The sequence below is a fragment of the Colwellia sp. BRX10-1 genome (assembly GCF_014077545.1).
Classification (GTDB): Bacteria; Pseudomonadota; Gammaproteobacteria; order Enterobacterales; family Alteromonadaceae; genus Colwellia_A.
The window spans coordinates 40,001-60,189 of record NZ_JACGWC010000008.1; the positions used below are offsets into that span (position 1 = coordinate 40,001).

General features: G+C 37.7%; 18 protein-coding genes. 14 read left to right on the forward strand and 4 right to left on the reverse strand.

The features are described 5' to 3' along the window. Nucleotides 1-152: 152 nt before the first annotated feature. The 9 genes from rlmKL to H4J75_RS08855 all read left to right on the forward strand — a co-directional run bounded on the left by rlmKL (nt 153) and on the right by H4J75_RS08855 (nt 10,037). Nucleotides 153-2,288 carry a bifunctional 23S rRNA (guanine(2069)-N(7))-methyltransferase RlmK/23S rRNA (guanine(2445)-N(2))-methyltransferase RlmL gene (gene rlmKL, locus H4J75_RS08815; protein ID WP_182221907.1) on the forward strand — a complete coding sequence of 712 codons (2,136 nt, stop codon included), beginning with the start codon at nt 153-155 and terminating at the stop codon, nt 2,286-2,288. After that, complete coding sequence (locus H4J75_RS08820) at nt 2,288-2,533, forward strand: glutaredoxin family protein (protein ID WP_182173404.1); 246 nt, start codon at nt 2,288-2,290, stop codon at nt 2,531-2,533. Before rlmKL ends, H4J75_RS08820 begins: the two co-directional genes overlap by 1 nt. A gap of 3 nt (nt 2,534-2,536) precedes the next feature. Further along, nucleotides 2,537-4,444: an ABC transporter ATP-binding protein gene (locus H4J75_RS08825; protein WP_182215263.1), complete on the forward strand. Its 1,908-nt coding sequence runs from the start codon at nt 2,537-2,539 to the stop codon at nt 4,442-4,444. 24 nt (nt 4,445-4,468) lie between these two features. Next, nucleotides 4,469-6,265, forward strand: coding sequence for a DUF3466 family protein (locus H4J75_RS08830; RefSeq protein ID WP_182221908.1), 1,797 nt, complete (start codon nt 4,469-4,471; stop codon nt 6,263-6,265). Between the two features lie 106 nt (nt 6,266-6,371). After that, a complete protein-coding gene (bluB, locus tag H4J75_RS08835; RefSeq protein WP_182215260.1) occupies nt 6,372-7,025 on the forward strand; it encodes a 5,6-dimethylbenzimidazole synthase in 654 nt (217 codons plus the stop codon). A gap of 20 nt (nt 7,026-7,045) precedes the next feature. After that, nucleotides 7,046-7,396 (forward strand): purine nucleoside phosphoramidase, encoded by a 351-nt coding sequence (hinT, locus tag H4J75_RS08840; protein WP_182215258.1) that lies wholly within the window; start codon nt 7,046-7,048, stop codon nt 7,394-7,396. A 120-nt stretch (nt 7,397-7,516) separates the two neighbouring features. Further along, entirely contained in the window at nt 7,517-8,590 is a 1,074-nt protein-coding gene (locus H4J75_RS08845) for a sensor histidine kinase (protein WP_070376930.1), read from the forward strand. Beyond that, nucleotides 8,587-9,411 (forward strand): LytTR family DNA-binding domain-containing protein, encoded by an 825-nt coding sequence (locus H4J75_RS08850; RefSeq protein ID WP_070373519.1) that lies wholly within the window; start codon nt 8,587-8,589, stop codon nt 9,409-9,411. The genes H4J75_RS08845 and H4J75_RS08850 overlap by 4 nt, the downstream gene beginning before the upstream one ends. Nucleotides 9,412-9,791: 380 nt before the next feature. Further along, nucleotides 9,792-10,037, forward strand: coding sequence for a CDGSH iron-sulfur domain-containing protein (locus tag H4J75_RS08855; protein ID WP_070373520.1), 246 nt, complete (start codon nt 9,792-9,794; stop codon nt 10,035-10,037). A 156-nt stretch (nt 10,038-10,193) separates the two neighbouring features. On the opposite strand, the gene H4J75_RS08860 is transcribed toward H4J75_RS08855, so the two are convergent. Further along, on the reverse strand, nt 10,194-10,514 hold the full coding sequence (locus H4J75_RS08860; protein ID WP_182221909.1) for an MBL fold metallo-hydrolase: 321 nt from the start codon (nt 10,512-10,514) through the stop codon (nt 10,194-10,196). 17 nt (nt 10,515-10,531) lie between these two features. Then, nucleotides 10,532-10,987, reverse strand: a complete 456-nt coding sequence (locus H4J75_RS08865) for a cytochrome C (protein WP_182215253.1) — start codon at nt 10,985-10,987, stop codon at nt 10,532-10,534. Between the two features lie 569 nt (nt 10,988-11,556). Between H4J75_RS08865 and H4J75_RS08870 the strand changes: the two genes are divergently transcribed. The 4 genes from H4J75_RS08870 (at nt 11,557) to H4J75_RS08885 (ending at nt 15,044) form a co-directional block, all read left to right on the forward strand. Then, entirely contained in the window at nt 11,557-12,066 is a 510-nt protein-coding gene (locus H4J75_RS08870; protein WP_182221910.1) for a DUF1269 domain-containing protein, read from the forward strand. Between the two features lie 525 nt (nt 12,067-12,591). Beyond that, nucleotides 12,592-13,710, forward strand: a complete 1,119-nt coding sequence (gene hflK / locus H4J75_RS08875) for an FtsH protease activity modulator HflK (RefSeq protein ID WP_182215250.1) — start codon at nt 12,592-12,594, stop codon at nt 13,708-13,710. Beyond that, nucleotides 13,707-14,690, forward strand: coding sequence for a protease modulator HflC (hflC, locus tag H4J75_RS08880; RefSeq protein WP_070373525.1), 984 nt, complete (start codon nt 13,707-13,709; stop codon nt 14,688-14,690). The genes hflK and hflC overlap by 4 nt, the downstream gene beginning before the upstream one ends. A gap of 138 nt (nt 14,691-14,828) precedes the next feature. After that, entirely contained in the window at nt 14,829-15,044 is a 216-nt protein-coding gene (locus H4J75_RS08885) for a hypothetical protein (RefSeq protein ID WP_182221911.1), read from the forward strand. Nucleotides 15,045-15,223: 179 nt separating this feature from the next. On the opposite strand, the gene acnA is transcribed toward H4J75_RS08885, so the two are convergent. Both acnA and H4J75_RS08895 read right to left on the reverse strand, forming a co-directional pair. Continuing rightward, nucleotides 15,224-17,962, reverse strand: a complete 2,739-nt coding sequence (gene acnA / locus H4J75_RS08890) for an aconitate hydratase AcnA (protein ID WP_182221912.1) — start codon at nt 17,960-17,962, stop codon at nt 15,224-15,226. Between the two features lie 391 nt (nt 17,963-18,353). Beyond that, entirely contained in the window at nt 18,354-18,803 is a 450-nt protein-coding gene (locus H4J75_RS08895; RefSeq protein WP_070373528.1) for a universal stress protein, read from the reverse strand. Between the two features lie 559 nt (nt 18,804-19,362). Between H4J75_RS08895 and H4J75_RS08900 the strand changes: the two genes are divergently transcribed. Further along, the gene (locus H4J75_RS08900) at nt 19,363-20,127 is read left to right on the forward strand and encodes a Crp/Fnr family transcriptional regulator (RefSeq protein WP_070373529.1); all 765 of its coding nucleotides are present in this window, start codon (nt 19,363-19,365) and stop codon (nt 20,125-20,127) included. Nucleotides 20,128-20,189 lie beyond the last annotated feature (62 nt).

Sequence of the window (20,189 nt, forward strand, 5' to 3'; positions counted from 1 at the left end):
GTGGTTTTGTGACCTTCAAGGTCTGTTAATACGGTTATTAAAAATATTTTAAAATATATATCAGTGAATATTGGTGTTTTATGCACGTCTCTATATAAGTAGTTAGCGTCTTTGTTTATAATTGCGGGCATAAATCGGTCTGGAAAACACTCATGCAGCAATTTTTAGCATTAACATCTCCTGGTATAGAAATTTTATTAGCTCAAGAGCTAAAAGATTTAAAAGCATCACAAGTCGTGCAAAAGCCTGAAGGCGTATATTTTACGGCAACAATTGAAGAGGCCTATAAAATCTGTCTCTATTGTCGCTTATCAACGCGAATTTTATTAAAACTTGCTGAAGGTGATGCTGAAAATAAAGATAAACTTTTTGCAACCGCGCAAAGTGTTAATTGGTCTGAACAATTTTCGAGTAACCATACCTTTGCTATCGACTTTGTCGGGTCAAGTGATGAAATCAGAAATACCCAGTTTGGTGCGCTTACTATTAAAGATGCGCTAGTTGATCATTTTCGTGATCAAGGTATGGATAGACCTTCTGTTGACAAAAGTACGCCAGACATCAGTTTTCAAGCGCGTTTGTTAAGAGAAAAGGTTGTTATCTATCTTGATTTCTCTGGTCGTAGTTTATTTAAGCGTGGCTATCGCGAGCACTCGGGTGCTGCGCCATTAAAAGAGCATCTAGCGGCGGCTATTATTACTCGTTCAGGCTGGTTAGATGATACCACTAAACCGCTTGTTGATCCTATGTGTGGTTCTGGCACGATTTTAATTGAAGCTATAATGATGGCCGCAGGTTACGCGCCGGGTATAGACAGAGTAAAATGGGGATTTGATTGTTGGCTTGGTCATCAATTATACCCGTGGCAAGCACAATTAACTCAAGCTAAACAAAAATCACATCTTGGTCTTGAAGAATTAAAAGCGAAAGTTTTTGGTATTGATATTGATAGCCGAGTAATAAATACCGCACAAGTAAATGCTCGTAATGCCGGTGTACAAAAGTTTATTGAATTTTCATGTAAAGATATCAATAATTTAAATAATGGTTTTGGCCACAATGGTACTTTTTTACTTAACCCTCCTTATGGGGAGCGTATTGGTGAATTACCAGAACTTGTTGAAAATTTTGTTTTATTAGGTCGAAAACTAAAAGCACAATTTGTGGACTGGCGTATTGCTATTTTAACAGCGAATGTTGAATTGCTTTCGATGATGAAGCTAGCAAGCCACAAACGCTATAAATTTAAGAATGGTCCATTAGATTGTCAACTTGCTCTTTATAACGTCGATGAAAAACAAGCTTCAGGGCAAAACAATGATGCAGAATTCGAAGATAAAGATTCGGATTTTGGTAATCGCTTATTAAAAAATAAGAAAAATTTAAAAAGCTGGCTGAAAAAAGAAAATATTGAATGTTATCGTTTATACGATGCAGATATTCCAGAATATAATGTCGCGGTTGATGTTTATGGTGAGTATTTGGTTATTCAAGAGTATTCAGCACCTAAAATTATCGAAGAAAGTAAAGTAGCAAAACGTTTGCAAGAAGTTATCTATTTTGCTCCTAAGGTACTCGGTGTTCCTACCGATAAGGTGATATTAAAAACCCGTGCCAAGCAAAAGGGCAGTGACCAATATCAACGTGTTGATCAAAGTAAACAGTCGATGATTATCAACGAACATGGTGCAAAATTAAAAATTAATTTATGGGACTACCTTGATACAGGCTTATTTTTAGATCACCGTAAAACCAGGCAAATTGTTGCACAGAAAGCTAAAAACAAATCATTACTTAATTTATTTGCGTATACCGGTTCTGTTTCATTGCAAGCCGCACTGCATGGCGCAACAAGTATTACTACTGTTGATATGTCGAATACTTACTTGAACTGGGCACAAGAAAACTTTGCCTTGAATAAATTGTCAGGTCATAAATATCAATTTGTACAAGCCGATTGTTTAACTTGGTTAAAAGAACATAGGGGCACTTACGATGTTGTTTTCGTTGATCCGCCAACGTTCTCAAATTCTAAGCGTATGGAAGACAGCTTTGATGTGCAAAGCGATCACGTGGCGTTAATTACTGATGCAATGAAGTGTGTTGCTGAAAACGGTGAGCTTATTTTCACGAATAATAAACGAAACTTCAAAATGGACTTTGATGCTGTTGCTGCTTTAAATTTTGAGGTGAAGTCAATTTCAGAGTTAACCCGCGATAAAGATTTTCAGCGTAATAAGCACATCCATAACAGTTGGTTAATTACCCGTAAAAAAGTTACGGCTTAATGAGTGTTTTATTTCACTTATATAGTAGTGCCGGTTGCCACCTTTGTGAGCAAGCTGCAGAGTTAATTGTTGATATAATACCCGATCACCAAATTAAGGTGGTTGATATTATTGATGATGACACCAGTAGTGAAAATAATTTAGTAAATTTATACGGTGTTCATATTCCCGTATTAGAGCGCTTGAGTGATAACACATTATTATTCTGGCCTTTCGAACAATCACAAGTAGTAGAGTTGATATAAACCATGGAATTAATCCGAATAGCTCAAGGCGAATTAGCCTTCGGTGAAGACAGTATTTTAGATAAGACAGACTTAACGGTAAAAACGGGCGAACGCGTCTGTTTAGTTGGTAAAAATGGCGCAGGTAAGTCTTCATTAATGAAAGTGTTGATGGGTAAACAGAACCTAGACGATGGTCAGATCTTGATGTCGAGCAACATTAAGTTAGCGATGTTAGAGCAAGATCCACCTGAGTCATCTGAAATGAGCGTTTTTGATTATGTTGCTCAAGGTGTTGCTGAAAATGCAGAATTGATTAAGCAATATCACCATATAATTCATATTATTGGTGAAGACCCTTCAGAGAAGAATCTTAATAAATTATCAAACGTTCAACAACAACTTGACCAAGCCAATGCTTGGCAAGATGAACAACGTATCGATAAAGTATTAACCACGCTAGCGCTAGAAGCAGACAAAATGATTTGCGATCTCTCTGGTGGTTGGTTACGTAAACTGGCATTAGCGAAAGCATTAGTCAGCGAGCCTGACGTGCTATTACTTGATGAGCCTACTAACCATTTAGATATTAGTAGTGTGTTGTGGTTAGAGCAATTTCTAAAAGACTTTAAAGGCACTATCATATTTATTAGTCATGATAGAGCATTTATTCGTGGTTTAGCGACCCGTATTTTAGACTTAGACCGTGGTCAGCTTGTTAGCTATCCTGGTAACTATGATCTTTATATCGAACAAAAAGCTCACGACTTAGAAGTTGAGTCCACACAAAATGCGCTTTTTGATAAGCGTCTAGCTGAAGAAGAAGTATGGATAAGACAAGGGGTTAAGGCTCGCAGAACTCGTAACGAAGGCAGAGTTCGTTCACTTGAAAAGTTACGAGTCGAACGCCAAGAAAGACGTGAAGTTAAGAAGCAGGGCGATATTAATATATCAACCGGAGATCGCTCAGGTAAGTTAGTCTTTGAGTGTGAAAACTTGCATATGGCGTTTGGTGATAAAACCATTTTTAATGGTTTAGATTTACTTATAACGCGTGGCGACCGTTTAGCCCTTATTGGTGCCAACGGCACGGGTAAGTCAACGTTAATCAAATTAATCATGGAACAACAACAACCCACCTCAGGAAAGATGCGTGTTGGTGTTAATTTAGATGTGGCTTATTTTGATCAACATCGCGATGCTTTAGACTTGAGTATGACCGTTCAGGACACCGTTGCCGAAGGTAAGCAAGAAGTCACTGTTAATGGGGTAACACGCCATGTATTGGGATATTTGCAAGATTTCTTATTCAGTCCTAAACGTGCTAGAACTCCTGTACGTGCGCTTTCAGGTGGTGAAAAAAATCGCTTGTTATTAGCACGTCTATTTTTAAGACCCAGCAACTTACTTATTCTTGATGAGCCAACTAACGATCTAGATATAGAAACTTTAGAATTATTAGAAGAAGTCGTTGCAAATTATGCAGGAACCGTTATTTTAGTAAGCCATGATCGCGATTTTGTTAATAATTGTGTAAATAGTTGTCTTTACTTTGATGGTAGTGGTGAAATAACAAATATTGTTGGCGGTTATGATGATGTTGATAGTTATTTAGCATACAAAGCTGAACAGCGTAAGCAGTTAGCTGAAGGTATAAAAGCCCCTGTTAATTCAGTGAGTGAGAGTAAATCTGCAGTTAATGTGCCTACTAAAAAAAAATTATCGTTCAAAGATAATCGTGAATTAGAAGCGCTACCTGGACAGGTCGATGAACTTGAAGCATTAATAAATTCATTGCAAGAACAAGTCAACGACGCTAACTTTTTTGCTCAAGATAGTGATAAAACAAAAAATATATTGAACCAGCTTGAAGAAAGTGAGTCAAAACTCGAAATCGCTTTCGCAAGATGGCAAGAGCTAGATGAATTATAACAAGAAATGAGAGTTAAGTAGTATATGAACAAATTTGTAAAATCTGTATTAGTTTTAGGAATTAGCAGTGCGTTAAGTTTATCAATGGCACAGGCAGCTAAATATGAAGTTATCGATAAAGGTGGCATTGATATAGTTAAATATAGTTATGCTCAGCAAGAAAACAACCAAAATCAAATGGCTATTTCTGGCTCAGATATTTATAATTTTCCCGTTCAATTTCAGTACTTTGATACTAATGATTTTGATAGTATTGTTAGATTTGCCAATTTACAATATGAAGATGTTGATGGCTTAGTCGATATTGAAAACGAAAACGACTTAAGGTTAGGTAATCCAACCGCTAATGATTTAGCTTGGGCTGTCCTGTATTTGACTAGTCAAAACAGCAGTAGCTCAGCTAGGTTTTATCAAAAAATTGGTAATATCTTGGCTATGCGTAACTTAACAGGTAAAGCGGGTGATACTGAAAGCTTTGCTGTATTTGACCAATATTTCCCAGATACCACAACATTGACGCGTTCAACGGTTGATTATGTAAACGGTATTACTAATGATGGCTGGATTTATGGTAACGGCTCAGCTCCATATACTGCATTGCCATTTACGGGCACTGATAATAACCCTGTTGTCTATTGGGTTCGTGATTTTACCTCAAGAGCCTTTTATTCTCCTGATGCAGGCAATACCATTATTGAATTAAAGCCACCGACTGAAGGTGACGATGTTGCCGAGAATCTTCGCTTAGGCGGTGATTCTGCTATTTTAGACATGAGTGAATCTTTATTTGCTGTCGGTTATGCCAGTACGAGTATCGATCAAGAAGCGCTTGATTTTATTTTTGATGAAACGGGTGGCTGTGCAGACCCTGCTATTTTAGCAAATGCTCCGTTCGAAATTTGTATTCAAAATGCAGTGTCGAGTATGTATAACACTGAAGCAATAAAATGGACGCTAAGTTTAGAAGGGGTGACAAAGACTGAGACTTTAGGGCATTTAGTTACACCAAATGTTGATGATACAAGAGAATTTCTTAACTACGCACAGGCTATTAATAATGATGGTGTTGCTGTTGGTTTTGCTCATGGTTGGGTGGATGAGAACGAAACCGAACCAAGCAGAAGTGAACGTCGAAATTTATATGCGGTAGTTTATAAAAATGGTCAAGTGAAAGACTTCACTGATGATCATAGTAAGTTTTTTGATTCTCGTACTTACGGTATTAATAATGCTGGTATTGCTATCGGTCATACTAAAACGGTGGTAAATGGTAATACGCGTACAAAATTCTTTCATGTAGATACCAATGATTTTGATAGTGGTATGCAAATGATAATGCCTGATGACTTTTTCAAGGGCTCATCAAGTACTGCACGTGCTATTAACGAAAATGGTATTATTGTTGGTGAAGGTGAAGTTGAAACACATAACGATCAGCAGTCTCCTCGTCGTAGACATGCTTTTATGTATGAGATTGCCAGTAAGACCTTTACCGATCTCAATGACTTTTTAACTTGTGACTCACAGTACACAATTATCGAAGCGCGAGACATTAACGATAAAAATGAAATATCTGCTTCAGCACTTGTTAAAGCACCTCGCCGTGACGCAAAAGGTGAATTGATGTTTGATTTAGATACTGGCGAGCAGCTTTTAGAAGATGTTGTTCGTGCTGTCACATTGAGACCGTTAGCGGGTGAGATAGATGACTGTTCAGCGGTAGAGAAAAAAATAGAAAGAGAAGGCGCTGGTTTAGGCTTTATCAGTTTATTCGCTCTATTAACCTTTGGCTTCACTCGACGAGTGTTGAAAAAAAGCTAACGATGAGTTTTTAAATATATGATTAGGTCTAGGTTAATTTTTAACCTAGACCTTTTTTATGCGACATTGTTATTTATTTCATTTACCTCAAGCAAAAATTATTCAAATGCATATTTCTGAAAAAGAAAGAGACGCGGTTTATAAAACTATCTTTTCACGTCGAGATGTTAGAAGCGATTTTATTAACAAACCCATCCCAGAAGATGTTTTAAAGCGAGTATTAACCGCCGCTCATCATGCTCCCAGTGTTGGTTTCATGCAGCCGTGGGACTTTATTGTTATTAATGATAAAGAAACAAAACAAAAAATTAAGCATGGATTTGAGCAAGCAAATTCGGTCTCTGAAAAAATGTTTACAGATGATAAACAACAAAGCTATCAAAAGTTAAAACTTGAAGGGATATTAGAAGCGCCGATAGGAATATGTGTCACATGTGATAGAGAAAGAAATGGCCCAGTTGTCTTAGGAAAAACGATCAAAGCTGAAATGGATTTATACAGTGCGGTTTGCGCTGTACAAAACTTATGGCTTGCCGCAAGAGCAGAAAATTTAGGCGTTGGCTGGGTAAGTATTATCGAAGATGACAAGCTTCGAGATGCTTTGAATATTCCCACAAAAATTGAAATCATTGCTTATTTATGCGTTGGTTATGTCACACATTTCAAAGACAAACCTGAATTAGAAAGTGCAGGGTGGTTGCCGAGACGTTCAGTTGATAACGCGATACACTATAATAAGTGGACACCAGAAGTAAACTAACAGACACAACGGAGCATATCATGGCAGAAGAAACTATTTTTTCAAAAATAATCAGACAAGAAATACCAACACCTTTACTCTATCAAGATGAACTCGTAACAGCATTTAGAGACATAACACCACAAGCGAGTACCCATGTTCTTATTATTCCGAATAAATTAATTCCGACGGTTAATGATGTCACTGACGATGACGAGCTCACTCTAGGGCGCATGATCACTGTCGCTAAAAAAATAGCCAAAGAAGAGGGCATTGCTGAAAATGGCTACCGCCTTATTATTAATTGTAATGATCATGGCGGCCAAGAGGTTTATCACATCCATATGCACTTAGTCGGTGGGCAACGTTTAGGTAAAATGATAGCGCTTTAAAGCTTTGTATTTATATTGAATACAAATGAGTTGAGTCGCTGAAATGCTACGGTCAACGGTAATGCGTGAATGGCAAAGCTACTTCATAATTATTATAAGATTTTTTATTGGTTATACTGCGTGAATTGGAAAGAATTATTAGAAAATAAGAACCGACTTTTTTGGTTAGTGCATAGCACAAGTTGGTTTGGATTTGCTTTAGTGCATTATTTAGGATCATTATTACATGATCCTCGTGATATTTTTGTCGTGATAATTTTTCTCAATGCTTATGCGGGTTGGCTGTTCACTGTGCCTTTGCGCTACCTATATCGTAGAGTTTGGAATTTTAGTCCGGCAAAAATAGCCGTTGTGGTCATAGTCGCCTCTTATTTGGTTGGCGTTCTTTGGCAAGTTGTTAAAAACATTAACCATTGGGAAATATACAAGCACGGTTATCGCCCTGATTTTTGGCTGTACTACACCACTAACAGTGTTTATTCATTTTTTATTATTTTGAGCTGGAGTGGTTTATACTTTGGTACAAAATATTATCAAATGCTGCAAAAAGAAAAACAAAATGTTTTAGAGGCTAACAGCGTCGCTCACCAGGCTCAGCTTAAAATGCTGCGTTATCAGCTCAACCCTCATTTTTTGTTTAATACTCTTAATGCAATCTCTACCCTTATTTTGGTTAATGAAAATAAAATAGCCAATGGTATGGTGACTAAATTAAGTGAGTTTCTTCGTTATTCTCTTGATAAAGATCCGATGAAAAAAGTCACCTTAAATAGTGAGTTGCATGCACTAAAACTTTACCTAGATATAGAAAAAGTTAGATTTGAAGACCGATTATGTGTAGAGTTTATCGCAGCGGATGATTGTAAAAATGCCTTAGTACCCAGTATGATATTACAACCTATTGCTGAAAACTCTATTAAGTATGCTATTGCTTCTCAAGAGAGTGGCGGTACCATTAAAGTTACGGTGACCCGCTTTGCCAATGACTTATTATTAGAACTTGCCGATGATGGTCCTGGCGCTGAAATTAAAAATGGTAATCTTTATCGTGAGAATGGTGTTGGCCTCGCAAATAGCCGAGAAAGATTAGCCGCATTGTACGGTAGTGATTTTTCTTTAGTTGTTGCCAATAATACGCCAAAAGGTGTTAAAGTGAGCATTAGAATGCCCTATGAACTAGAGATAAATACATGACAAAGCTTCTGTCAACAATCATAGTTGATGATGAACCTTTAGCAAGGAAAGGCCTTGCCGTAAGATTAGCGGATCATAAAGACGTTGATATTATTGCGCAATGCCATAATGGTCGTGAAGCACTTGAAGCCGTGCGAGCCTATGAACCTGATTTAATGTTTCTTGATATTCAAATGCCAGGCCTCAATGGTTTTGAAGTCGTGCAAGCTATTATTGAAAGAGGATTAAAGCTACCCATTGTTATTTTTGTCACCGCCTTTGATCAATATGCCTTACAAGCCTTTGAAGTTCACGCACAAGACTACCTGTTAAAGCCTGCTGATGAAACTCGCTTAGCCGAATCTATGGACAAGGTTAGGCAGAGCCTGATCAGCTCAGAAAATGCTGCTCATAAATCTAAACTTATTCAGCTAGTTAGTGATGTTACCGGTAATGATTGTGATAAAATTTTAGCTGAGCTCGCAAATAATCAACCGGTAAGTTTATCTTCTTACTCTGATATCTTGGCTATAAAAGATGCAGGAGAAGTGAGTAGAGTCCCAGTTAAAGACATTTTATGGATTGACGCTGCGGGAGACTATATGTGTGTTCATACCCATAGCGCTACACATATATTACGTAAAACCATGAAGCAGCTTGAAGAAATATTAGACCCAAAGCAATTTGTACGCAGTCATCGCTCAACCATAGTTAATAAAAATTATGTTGATAAGTTTTGTAGCCAACTTAATGGCGAATATTACTTAGTGATGAGTAATGGCAAAGAATTAAAAGTGAGTCGAAGTTACAAAGAAAAAGTTAAACAAGCTGTTGGTATCTAAAGCGTCAAAATTAGTATTTTTAATTGAATTATTTGCTTAACGTCTCTCTTATTAAACAGCGCAGGTTTTTTTAATCCACCTTTTCATTGAACGCTATTCCTTAAGCAGCCTTGTTTTTAATGGCTTTAGTCTTTTGGGTTAACTTTATTATTGTTACTTCACTTGGCATAGTTATTCTTCAAATGTCAGAGGATAAAATTTTAAAATCCCTTTATTGACCTTGGACTTTAGTGCAGTTTTCTTATGATTTTTTTACTCAACAGATAATTAAAGTTCAACTGGGATAAATAACAGTTGGCTTTTATGGCTTTATCGCTTACTTTAAATATCAGTTACTTGCCTATTTATCGGGCGCTATATATCAATTAATGGAGATTACTATGTCTACACCAGTACGAGCATCTGACACACCTTTTGCAGTCGACGTTGAAGAAGGTAAAAAATATTCTTGGTGTTCTTGTGGGGAAAGCCAAAAACAACCCTTTTGTGATGGCTCTCATAAAGGCTCAGAATTCTCACCAGTAAGATATACCGCAACAGAGTCAAAAAAAGTATTTTTTTGTGGCTGTAAACAAACGGCATCTCAGCCGATGTGTGATGGTAGCCATAAAAAAGCCCTAAGCTAAAATTTTTTATCTGCGACTAGGCAAAGACAAACGCTGTTTTGTTTGACCCTAGTTTTATCAGTATCGTCGACAAACCAATTAACCAATTCCCTTCCTTATAATAATGTCTTGGTCAATGACCATGCAAATTGCCACCCCCTCTTAGATTATAATATTTTACTTATAACTTGCTTGGGTTACATTAGGCTGATGCAGGTGTTTTAATTCTTTATCTAGTATATCCATCGCTTCTTTTTCGTGTATATAGCCGGAGTCGATTAACATGGGTAATCGACCCGAGTGATCAAGGTGTGCATGAGTGATCACCACAGCATCTAACTCACTAACATCAAAAGGGAAGAGGTCATGGTTGTGTTTTTCATGGTGATGAGAACCTTGAAACATACCACATTCAATCAGTATATTTTTGTTATTACCCTGTACCAAATAGCAAGAGCCAGTGACTTCTCTAGTGGCTCCAAAAAGTTTAATGTTCATGTTAACTCCCATACCTTTTAATGTGGATAATATTGATATCTGGTTTGTTGATAAGGTTTTAATGAATAGTTAGGTTGTAAAAAGGATACTAAATCAATAAGTTCAGTCACAGTCATTACATCATTAAAGACTTTCATCTTTGATTCACCCTGAGGTGTTCTAAACTGTGGTGAATGTAAATTTGAAAATTTATGGGATGGATTAATAATAGAGGTAACCAATTCAGCATAAGTGACTATTTTAGTTTTTTTACCACCCAGGGAAATTGAAAGGGTTTGCTGCTTTGCAATACTATCATCCTTAACACCATCGAGTGTGTGGCAGGCTAAACATTGATATTTTAAGAAAGCTATTTTACCTGCTTCAATATTCCCTGTAGGTAGACTAAATCCTCTTGGTGAGTCAATTCCGTTATCACAACTGAACAGTGTTAATGACATAACGACAAGTAAACTCAATAGAAAGTATTTCATTATTATTCCTTAATCATTTTTAGGTTGAATTATTAGCCAGCTAGTTAACACTCTGCGCTATATGAAGATAATAGAGAATCAATTCTTGCCCATTAATAATGACAAATGAAATAAAAATTTCTAATCATATCAAGGGTCATTCATTAAATAGCAGAATAAATTAAACAGATACCTAAGCAAAGGTAGAGGTAGTAGCTTCTACTAATCGATTGATTTTTAGTCTAGTTACTGTTGATAAAGAGCGCTAGTTTATCTGAATCAAGGTTGATACAGATCAATCAGCTTGTCGTTAGTTAAGATCTCATTGATAAGCAGAGGGTAAATTTTGACGTTGTTTATCATAGGTTAAGCAATGCAATTTATGACTTTAGATCACTTCATTAAATAATGTGTGGCAACGCACAGACGCTTTGTGGATATCAATTTATGATGACTTATGGATAAACATGCACTTTATCGATAGGGGAATTATTAAAATTTTCCCTTCTTGTTTTAATCAAATACTGCAGTTCATTGCCTGTTAACATTATAAGGTTTTTAGCCAGTGTGGCTGCACACAGGAGCAACAAATGAAACGTATTTATTTTCTAGCCCCCGATGTTAAGGTTACATGTGAATTGGTAAACTTGTTTCGTGCTGATGGCATTAACGACAGTCAAATGCATCTAATAGCAAACGATAAAATCGATTTAAGCGAACTCCCCAAAGCGGATGTATTGGATGATTCAGACTTGTACCCAGCGATCAAACGGGGTGTTATTGCTGGTGGAACTACTGGATTATTGGCAGGTCTGGCGGTTATAACCCTTCCGGCTACGGGTTTAGCCCTTGGTGGTGCCGCTATTTTAGGTTTTACCGTTGCGGGTGCGAGTTTTGGTGCTTGGGTCTCAGGTATGGTAGGCGCTGGTTTAAGTGATCAGGAGAAGGTTGCATGCGAAACTGCAATTAGTAATGGCGAAGTGCTGATGATGTTGGATGTTCCAGCTGATCACCAGATTGAGGTATATCATGATAAAGTAGCCAGTGTTTGTCCGCTGGTTGAGATTCGTCAAACAGAAATTACTGTCCCACCGCTTTAGCCCTCCTTTTAAATAGAGACCTTACCTGCACAAGTGCGTCAGTAATTATCTACTACTGGCCACATCAAGGGTTAACGTAAGCACTTATAAAAAATAAAAAAATCACCATTTTAATTTTTTCAGATTCAATGGAAAGTTATCTAATAAATCCAAGCTGTGAAAACGTTATTTCGACACTCAACTTCAATCAAAATTCAATATTTGTGATGATGTTCTATCTATCACCGGCTGTATTAACTGAAATGATTTATGATTTGTGATGATGTTCTATCTATCACCGGCTGTATTAACTGAAATGATTTATGACGACTACGTGTGGTATCGAACAGAAAACTAATATTATTTATCGTAGAATTTTCTGATGATCCTGACTAGGAAATTACAAAGTGTGTCTATCCAAAAACAAATAATATAATACGATTTATTTAATTAAAGTTATATTTTACAGTTTGATAGGATGGGGCAGTCATTAATTATAAAGTTAAAACCTATTTTTCGAAGGTTAGTTAATAAAGAGAGGAGCCTATGACGCCAGATAATAACAACGCTAAAAAGCCCAAATCAGAGCTACCTGATCTAAGCAAAGTAGTCGGTAAATTTTTTCAAAAGTATCAAGAATTACTGCCAACGAGTAGTGGCAAAAAACCTGGATGGATTATCCTTGCAGTTATATTGCTCACTGGTGGTATTTATACCGCGGTATACACAGTTCCTAGCGATTCTGTAGCCGTTGTACTGAGATTTGGTAAGTTTGAAGCTATTTTCCCCGCGGGTTTACATTTCAAATTACCTTTAGGTATAGAGCAAGTGAACATAGTGCCAACAAAGCGGCAGTTGAAGCAAGAGTTTGGCTTTTCAACGCCTGGTGCTAAAGACCCTGACCAAAATATCTCCATAAACAACTCGTTCAATGATTCTTTAAACAATATAGGCCGTAGTGCTCGTGAGCGTGACTTAGCCGTAGCAAGTAATCAAGTGGGTGAAACGCAAATGGTGACGGGGGATTTGAACACTGCACTGGTGGAATGGGTTATTCAGTATCGAATTGCTGATCCCAAAAATTACTTATTTGAAGTACGTGATCCAGCAGGTACGTTACGCTATGTTTCTGAATCAGTGATGCGTGAAGTGGTAGGTGATAGAACTGTTGACGAAGTGATCACTATTGGCCGCCAAGAAATTGAAGTTGAAGCACTTAAAAAAATGCAGGCTTTGGCAACTAAATATGTAATGGGCATTAGTATCGACCAAGTTCAATTAAAGAATATTAATCCGCCAAAGCCCGTTCAAGCGTCATTTAATGAGGTAAATCAGGCTCAACAAGAAAAGGAAAAGCTGATTAATGAAGCGCGCCGAGATTACAATCGTATTATCCCATTGGCAGAAGGCGAGCGAGATCAACGTATTCGCGAAGCAGATGGCTATAGAATAAAACGAATTAATGAAGCAGAAGGTGATGTATTACGTTTTAATGCACTATATGACCAATTTAAATTGGCGCCAGAGGTCACGCGCAGGCGCATTTACGTGGAGACCATGCAAAAAGTAATGCCATCCATAAGCAATAAAATTATCATCGATAGTGGCACAATAGATGTCTTACCTTTGCTTGATTTAACATCTATTGAAGGGAGAAAACCATGAAACGTTATTTAAGCTTATTCACGAGTATTTTGCTATTCGTTATTATTACCTTACTTTATGGCGCCTTTTATACCGTAAATGAAGTCGAACAAGTCATTATTACGCAATTTGGTCGTCCCGTGGGGGAGCCGGTTGTTGATGCTGGTATTAAGTTTAAATTACCTTATATTCAGCAGGTTAATTCGATTGATAAACGTGTGTTGGAATGGGAAGGTACACCTTCAGATATGCCGACAAAGGACAAGTTATATATTTCTGTTAGCTTATATGCACGCTGGCAGATAACCGACCCATTGCCGTATTTTTTACGTCTGGGTGATGAACGCAGTGCGCAATCGAGATTAGATGATATTTTTGGTAGTGAGACACGAAATGCGGTAGCAACACATAAGCTAATTGAAATTATTCGGACCACGAAAGGCCGCCAACCTCTGCGTGACCCATTGTTAACTGATGCAGAAAAAGCATTAGATATGGGCAGTTTAGTACCTATCCATAAAGGTAGGAAACTTGTCGAACAAGACATATTTAACGCCGCGGCAGAAAAGGTTAAGGTGTTTGGTATTGAACTATTAGATATTCGTTTTAAGCGCATTAATTATAATGAAAGTGTACGACCTAAAATTTATGAGCGCATGATCAGTGAACGTCGCCAAATTGCCGAAAGGTTTCTATCTGAAGGCAAAGGTGAAGCAGCTAGGATATTAGGCAACCGCGAACGTGATTTAAATAAAATTCAATCAGAAGCTTATCGTCAAGTTGTAGAAATTCGCGGTAAAGCCGATGCTAAAGCCGCTGGAATTTATTCTACAGCACATAGCCAAAGTCAAGAATCTATTGAATTTTATGCTTTTACACGAACCTTGCAAGCCTATGAGCTTGCTATTGGCGAAGATACGACATTAGTACTGTCGACTAACAGTGACTTATTTAAATATTTACACAATGCCAACCCCCCAAAAAATATCATCGAAAAGTAAACGCTACATCGATATGTTAAATAGCATCAATACGAATAAGTCTATATAAAAAACTGCTTTACTGGTGCTCCTAATTTGCATCGTTAGATGCTAGGAGTAGCGGTGACTATCATAACGAATAATTAACGGAGTTTTATCATGGGATCTCATCATACCAATCAAAATAAACACGCTACCGTGAACTTCTCTGCTTTGAAAACTGCAATAGGAAATGGCGAAGCATTATTAATAAAAAACTTACTAGCAAATCAATCCATGCAAGATCTTGAAAAAAAATACCTCATTAATTTAGCCTATATAAACAACAACCCCACGATCATAAAGCTACTCGAAGGTATTCCTGTTAAGGAATAGGCCATTAGTATCGTAAATATTGACTAGGGTTCAGGCATTTACATTTAAAATCTACTGTTGAATGTTAACCTCTACAACAATGAATAATAAACAGGTCAACAATATGACCTGTTTATGCATTATGCTAAAAAATTTACCCTTCAAAATTAATTAAGAAGGAATTAAGAAGGGTAACAACATTAGTCTGTTGACGCTAAATTTCGTAGCACATAATGTAATATGCCACCATGTTGGTAGTATTTGAATTCGTTGGGTGTATCAATACGAATTTTTACTTCAAAGGAACGTTCATTACCCTCTTCAGTTTTAACAGATACTGTCACCGTTTTCTGCCCAATACTCACGGCAGGAATACTGAATTGCTCTTCACCTGTTAGTTTTAGTGACTCGGCATTATCATCTGGCATAAATTGCAATGGTAATATGCCCATGCCGACTAAATTAGAGCGATGAATACGTTCGTAACTCTGTGCAATAACCGCTTTAACGCCCAATAAAGCTGGCCCTTTGGCGGCCCAATCACGAGAACTGCCCGTACCATACTCTTTTCCAGCTAAAACAATCGAAGCAATGTTTTGTTGTTGATATTGCATCGCCGCATCAAAAACACTCATTTTTTCACCCGATGGCATCAGTGTCGTCCAACAGCCCTCAGTGCCGGGTGCTAATAAATTTCGTAAACGAACATTGGCAAAAGTACCGCGCATCATCACTTCATGATTACCGCGTCTAGAGCCATAAGAATTAAAGTCTTTGGGTGAGACGCCTTCACTTTTTAAATACTCAGCCGCGGGGCTATCTAGCGCAATCGAACCGGCAGGAGATATATGGTCAGTAGTGACACTATCACCCAGTTTTAATAAACATCGAGCATTTTTAATTGGGTTAATAGTTGGTATTTTTGCGCTAATATTATTAAAAAATGGTGGCAATTTAACGTAGGTAGAAGCTGGCCAATCATATTTTTGGCTTTGTACTATATCCAGCGCTTGCCAGTCTTTATTACCGCTATAAACATCTTCATATCGGGAAATAAACATTGAACTGTCGATAACTTTTTCGATAACTTGTTTAATTTCCTGACTATCTGGCCAGATGTCATGTAAATAAACCGGTTTACCTGTAGGGTCATCACCTAGTGAGCCCGTGGTAATATCTATCTTCATATTACCCGCTAAAGCATAAGCAACGACCAAAGGAGGAGAGGCTAAATAATTAGCTTGGACTTCTGGATGAATACGACCTTCAAAGTTACGGTTACCCGATAAAACAGAGGTAACAGATAAATCGCCTTGATGAATAGCGTCGCTAATTTCGGTAGGTAAAGGGCCGGAGTTACCAATACAGGTAGTACATCCGTATCCGACTAACTGAAAACCAAGGGCATCTAAATCTTCATTTAAGCCAGATTTAAGCAGATAATCAGTGACCACTTGTGAACCAGGTGCAAAACTGGTTTTTACCCAAGGTTTAACCGTTAATCCTCGCAACCGGGCATTTCTGGCTAATAGTCCAGCGGCAATTAATACCGATGGATTTGAGGTATTAGTGCAACTGGTAATTGCCGCTATAACGACGGATCCGTGTTTTAATACAAAGTCTTCATCAGCATACTGACAGGGAACGCCTGAATCTTCATTACTAGCAGGTAATAGTACCGAAGGTTGTCCGCCTTCACTTTCAAAGCCACTTTCACTATCGCTCGAGACTGCTTGTTTTATACCGTGTTGTAAAGCTAACCAGTCACGATACGCCAGACCGGCACGGTCAAGTGAAATTCTGTCTTGAGGACGTTTAGGACCAGCAATAGAAGGCACTACTTCATCTAGCTTTAATGATAATCGGCTATGATAAACAGCATGCTGTTGAGACTGCGTTCCCCACATATCCATCGTTTTTAAATAGGACTCTACGCGTTCAATGTGGTCACTGTCACGCCCGGTTAATTGCAGATAATCGGTAGTTTGATGATCGATGGGGAAAATTCCACACGTTGCCCCATATTCTGGCGCCATATTGGCTATGGTCGCTCGGTCGGCCAAGGTCAGTTCATTGACCCCAGTACCAAAGAACTCGACAAACTTACCTACCACACCTGCAGCACGTAATTGTTCGGTTACCGTTAAGACTAAGTCAGTCGCTGTAGTTCCTGCAGGTAATTTCCCTGTTAATTCAAAACCAACAATCTCAGGTATTAACATGGTCACGGGTTGTCCAAGCATCGCCGCTTCAGCTTCGATACCGCCGACTCCCCAACCTAACACACCTAAGCCATTAATCATGGTGGTATGTGAATCGGTACCAACCAAGGTATCTGGGTAAAGTAAATTATTCTCGTCGGGCTTTTTGAATACTACGCGGGCTAAATATTCGAGATTTACCTGATGTACAATACCACGGCCCGGTGGTACCACTTTAAAATTATCAAAACTTTGCTGACCCCAGCGTAAAAACTGATAACGTTCACGATTACGTTGAAACTCAATTGCGGTGTTTTTTTCCATCGCATCAGCTTGACCAAACACATCGACCATAACTGAATGGTCAATGACCAATTCGACTGGATTTAATGGGTTTATTTTTTCGGCTTTTCCACCCATTTTTACTATCGCATCTCGCATAGCCGCTAAATCAACTACGGCAGGTACCCCAGTAAAGTCTTGCAAAATTACGCGAGCAGGTACAAAGGCAATTTCAGTATCCTGCCAGTTGTCTACATCCCAATTGGCTAAGGTTTCAATATCCCCTTGTTGGACAAAATCACTATCTGCATGTCGTAATAAGTTTTCTAAAAGGATTTTAGCGGCAAAAGGCAAACGTGAAAGGTCATACTTATCCGCTAAACCATCAAAACTGTGGTAGTGGCAAATTTCACCATTAATTTCAATTTGCTTCAAACGTTGTATAGAGTTGGCCATTGTCGTTATCTCCATTAAAAGTATTAATCTGATTGGTATACGCATTATGATAAACGTAGTTAATATACCCTAGCATACATGGACGAAAACATAATGTGGCAGCCAAAATAAAGGGCTGGTAACATGTATAGTTATATAACAATCAGTAGGGTGTTTATTACAAATGAGACTCGAGTCAAATAATTTATCATGATAAGTCGATTTGATAAGAGAGGATAAATTAGTGATACGACCCTCGATGAACACCTGTTATGGAAAGGTAAGTCTTGCTGCAACCGATAGATAATTGACGATATTATATTAATTACCGACTTAATTGATTGGCTCGTTCACAGCAGGTTCGTTACCATCATAATATTCAAAGCAATATATTTATTGCTTAAATCAATGCTTATTGCTCTTTATAACGTACTGCCAATACATCACATTTTGCGCCGTGTAAAATGGCATTTGCGGTAGAGCCTAATAATAAGCGTAAACCATGTACGCCATGGCTACCTGTTATAATTAAATCGACATTTTCGTGTTCTGCGAAAGCCAATATTTCTTCGCTAATATATCCGACCGATATACACAAGTGTTGTTCGGTGATATTTAGCCTTTTAGCTAATGGTTGAAGTATCTCTTTGGCTTGTTCTTTTAGTTTTTCTGTATTACCAAAACTGCCAACTGGGTCTGGACTCGGAACAACACCGAGTGCTCCACCATAATTAGGTATCGGCTCTACCACATGAATAATACTGAGTTTAGCGTCGGTGAACTTTTGTAATTGAGCGACTTTATCTTCAATATAGTTTTTTGAATCATGAAGTTCTGTGGCAAATAAAATATGTTTATACATAACGTTTTCCTCTATTAAATGATAAGGGTTTTATTGGTGGCTGGCAAAGCATTAACTTGTTGTTTTACCTGTTTTAAAGTGTGCTACTTCTTTTACTGAAGTAAAACTTTTATGGTCTTGTCTATTCCATTAATGAATAAAATTTTATAACGCTAAGCTCTAAATAACACCTTGTACTTTACGTAAAGATATATCTGTACGCTGTCACACATAACCTAATAATTATCGTACTATTTTTTATGCGAAAGCCACTAGAGCAGTAGGCTATTTCTTCGTTAGACTTTACCGTAGTGGAAAGTTTAAGTTTTTGTCTTTAAATGTTATTGTTGTTTGCTATGTTGTTATCTCAATGTAAGCGCATCTACTTCGGGTGGTCTAAATTTTGATTAGTGCGATATATACTTTTTGTTTACTTATTACCTAAAATAAAAACCTAAAATAAAATGGTCATCTAAAAAAGAGTGTTGTGTACGGTATCGAACCGAACAGCGAAATTTTTTTTGTTAAGGTACAATAATATCTAGTAGCTTGATTTAATTCTTAAGAAGGGACGCACACGATGCAAAAAATAATCGACACTCAAATTTCCCCCTTACAAAATCACTTATTAGCTGTCTTGCCTGATGAAGTAAAAGAACGACTATTTCCTTTTGTTGAATTAGTAAAGCTAGAGTTAGGCGAGGTGATGTACGAAGCCGGTGATAAGCTCGCTAATGTATACTTTCCCGTTGATTCTATTGTTTCTTTATTATACGTAATGGAGAGTGGCGCTTCGGCAGAAATTTCTGTGGTAGGTAACGAAGGCGTTGTTGGTATTGCGTTGTTTATGGGCGGAGAAAGTACATCTAGCCGAGCTGTGGTTCAAAGTGCAGGTTATGCTTATCGGCTTAAAGGAAAACGCTTAACCCAAGAGTTCCATCGTCATGGAAAATTGTTAGGTGTAATGCTTCGTTATACCCAATCCCTTATTACTCAAATGTCACAGACTGCAGTATGTAATCGCCACCATACGATTGATCAGCAATTATGCCGTTTTCTTTTACTGTCGCTTGACCGTTTACCCGATAATACCCTAGTGATGACTCAGGAACTTATTGGTAATATGTTAGGGGTTCGCCGAGAAGGGGTGACAGAAGCTGCGGGAAAACTGCAGAAGTTGGGTGTCATTGATTATCATCGCGGTCATATTACCGTGTTAAATAGGCAGAAACTTGAAAGCTTAAGTTGTGAATGCTACGCGGTTGTAAAAAAAGAAACCGACCGATTACTCCCTCATGAAAACGAAAAAGTTTATTATCAATCAAAAAACGTTATTAATCTTTAATCAAGGTTATTTGTTCTAGTGATTAATGCTGGCTTTTACTCTGTAAATATTTGATTTTTATA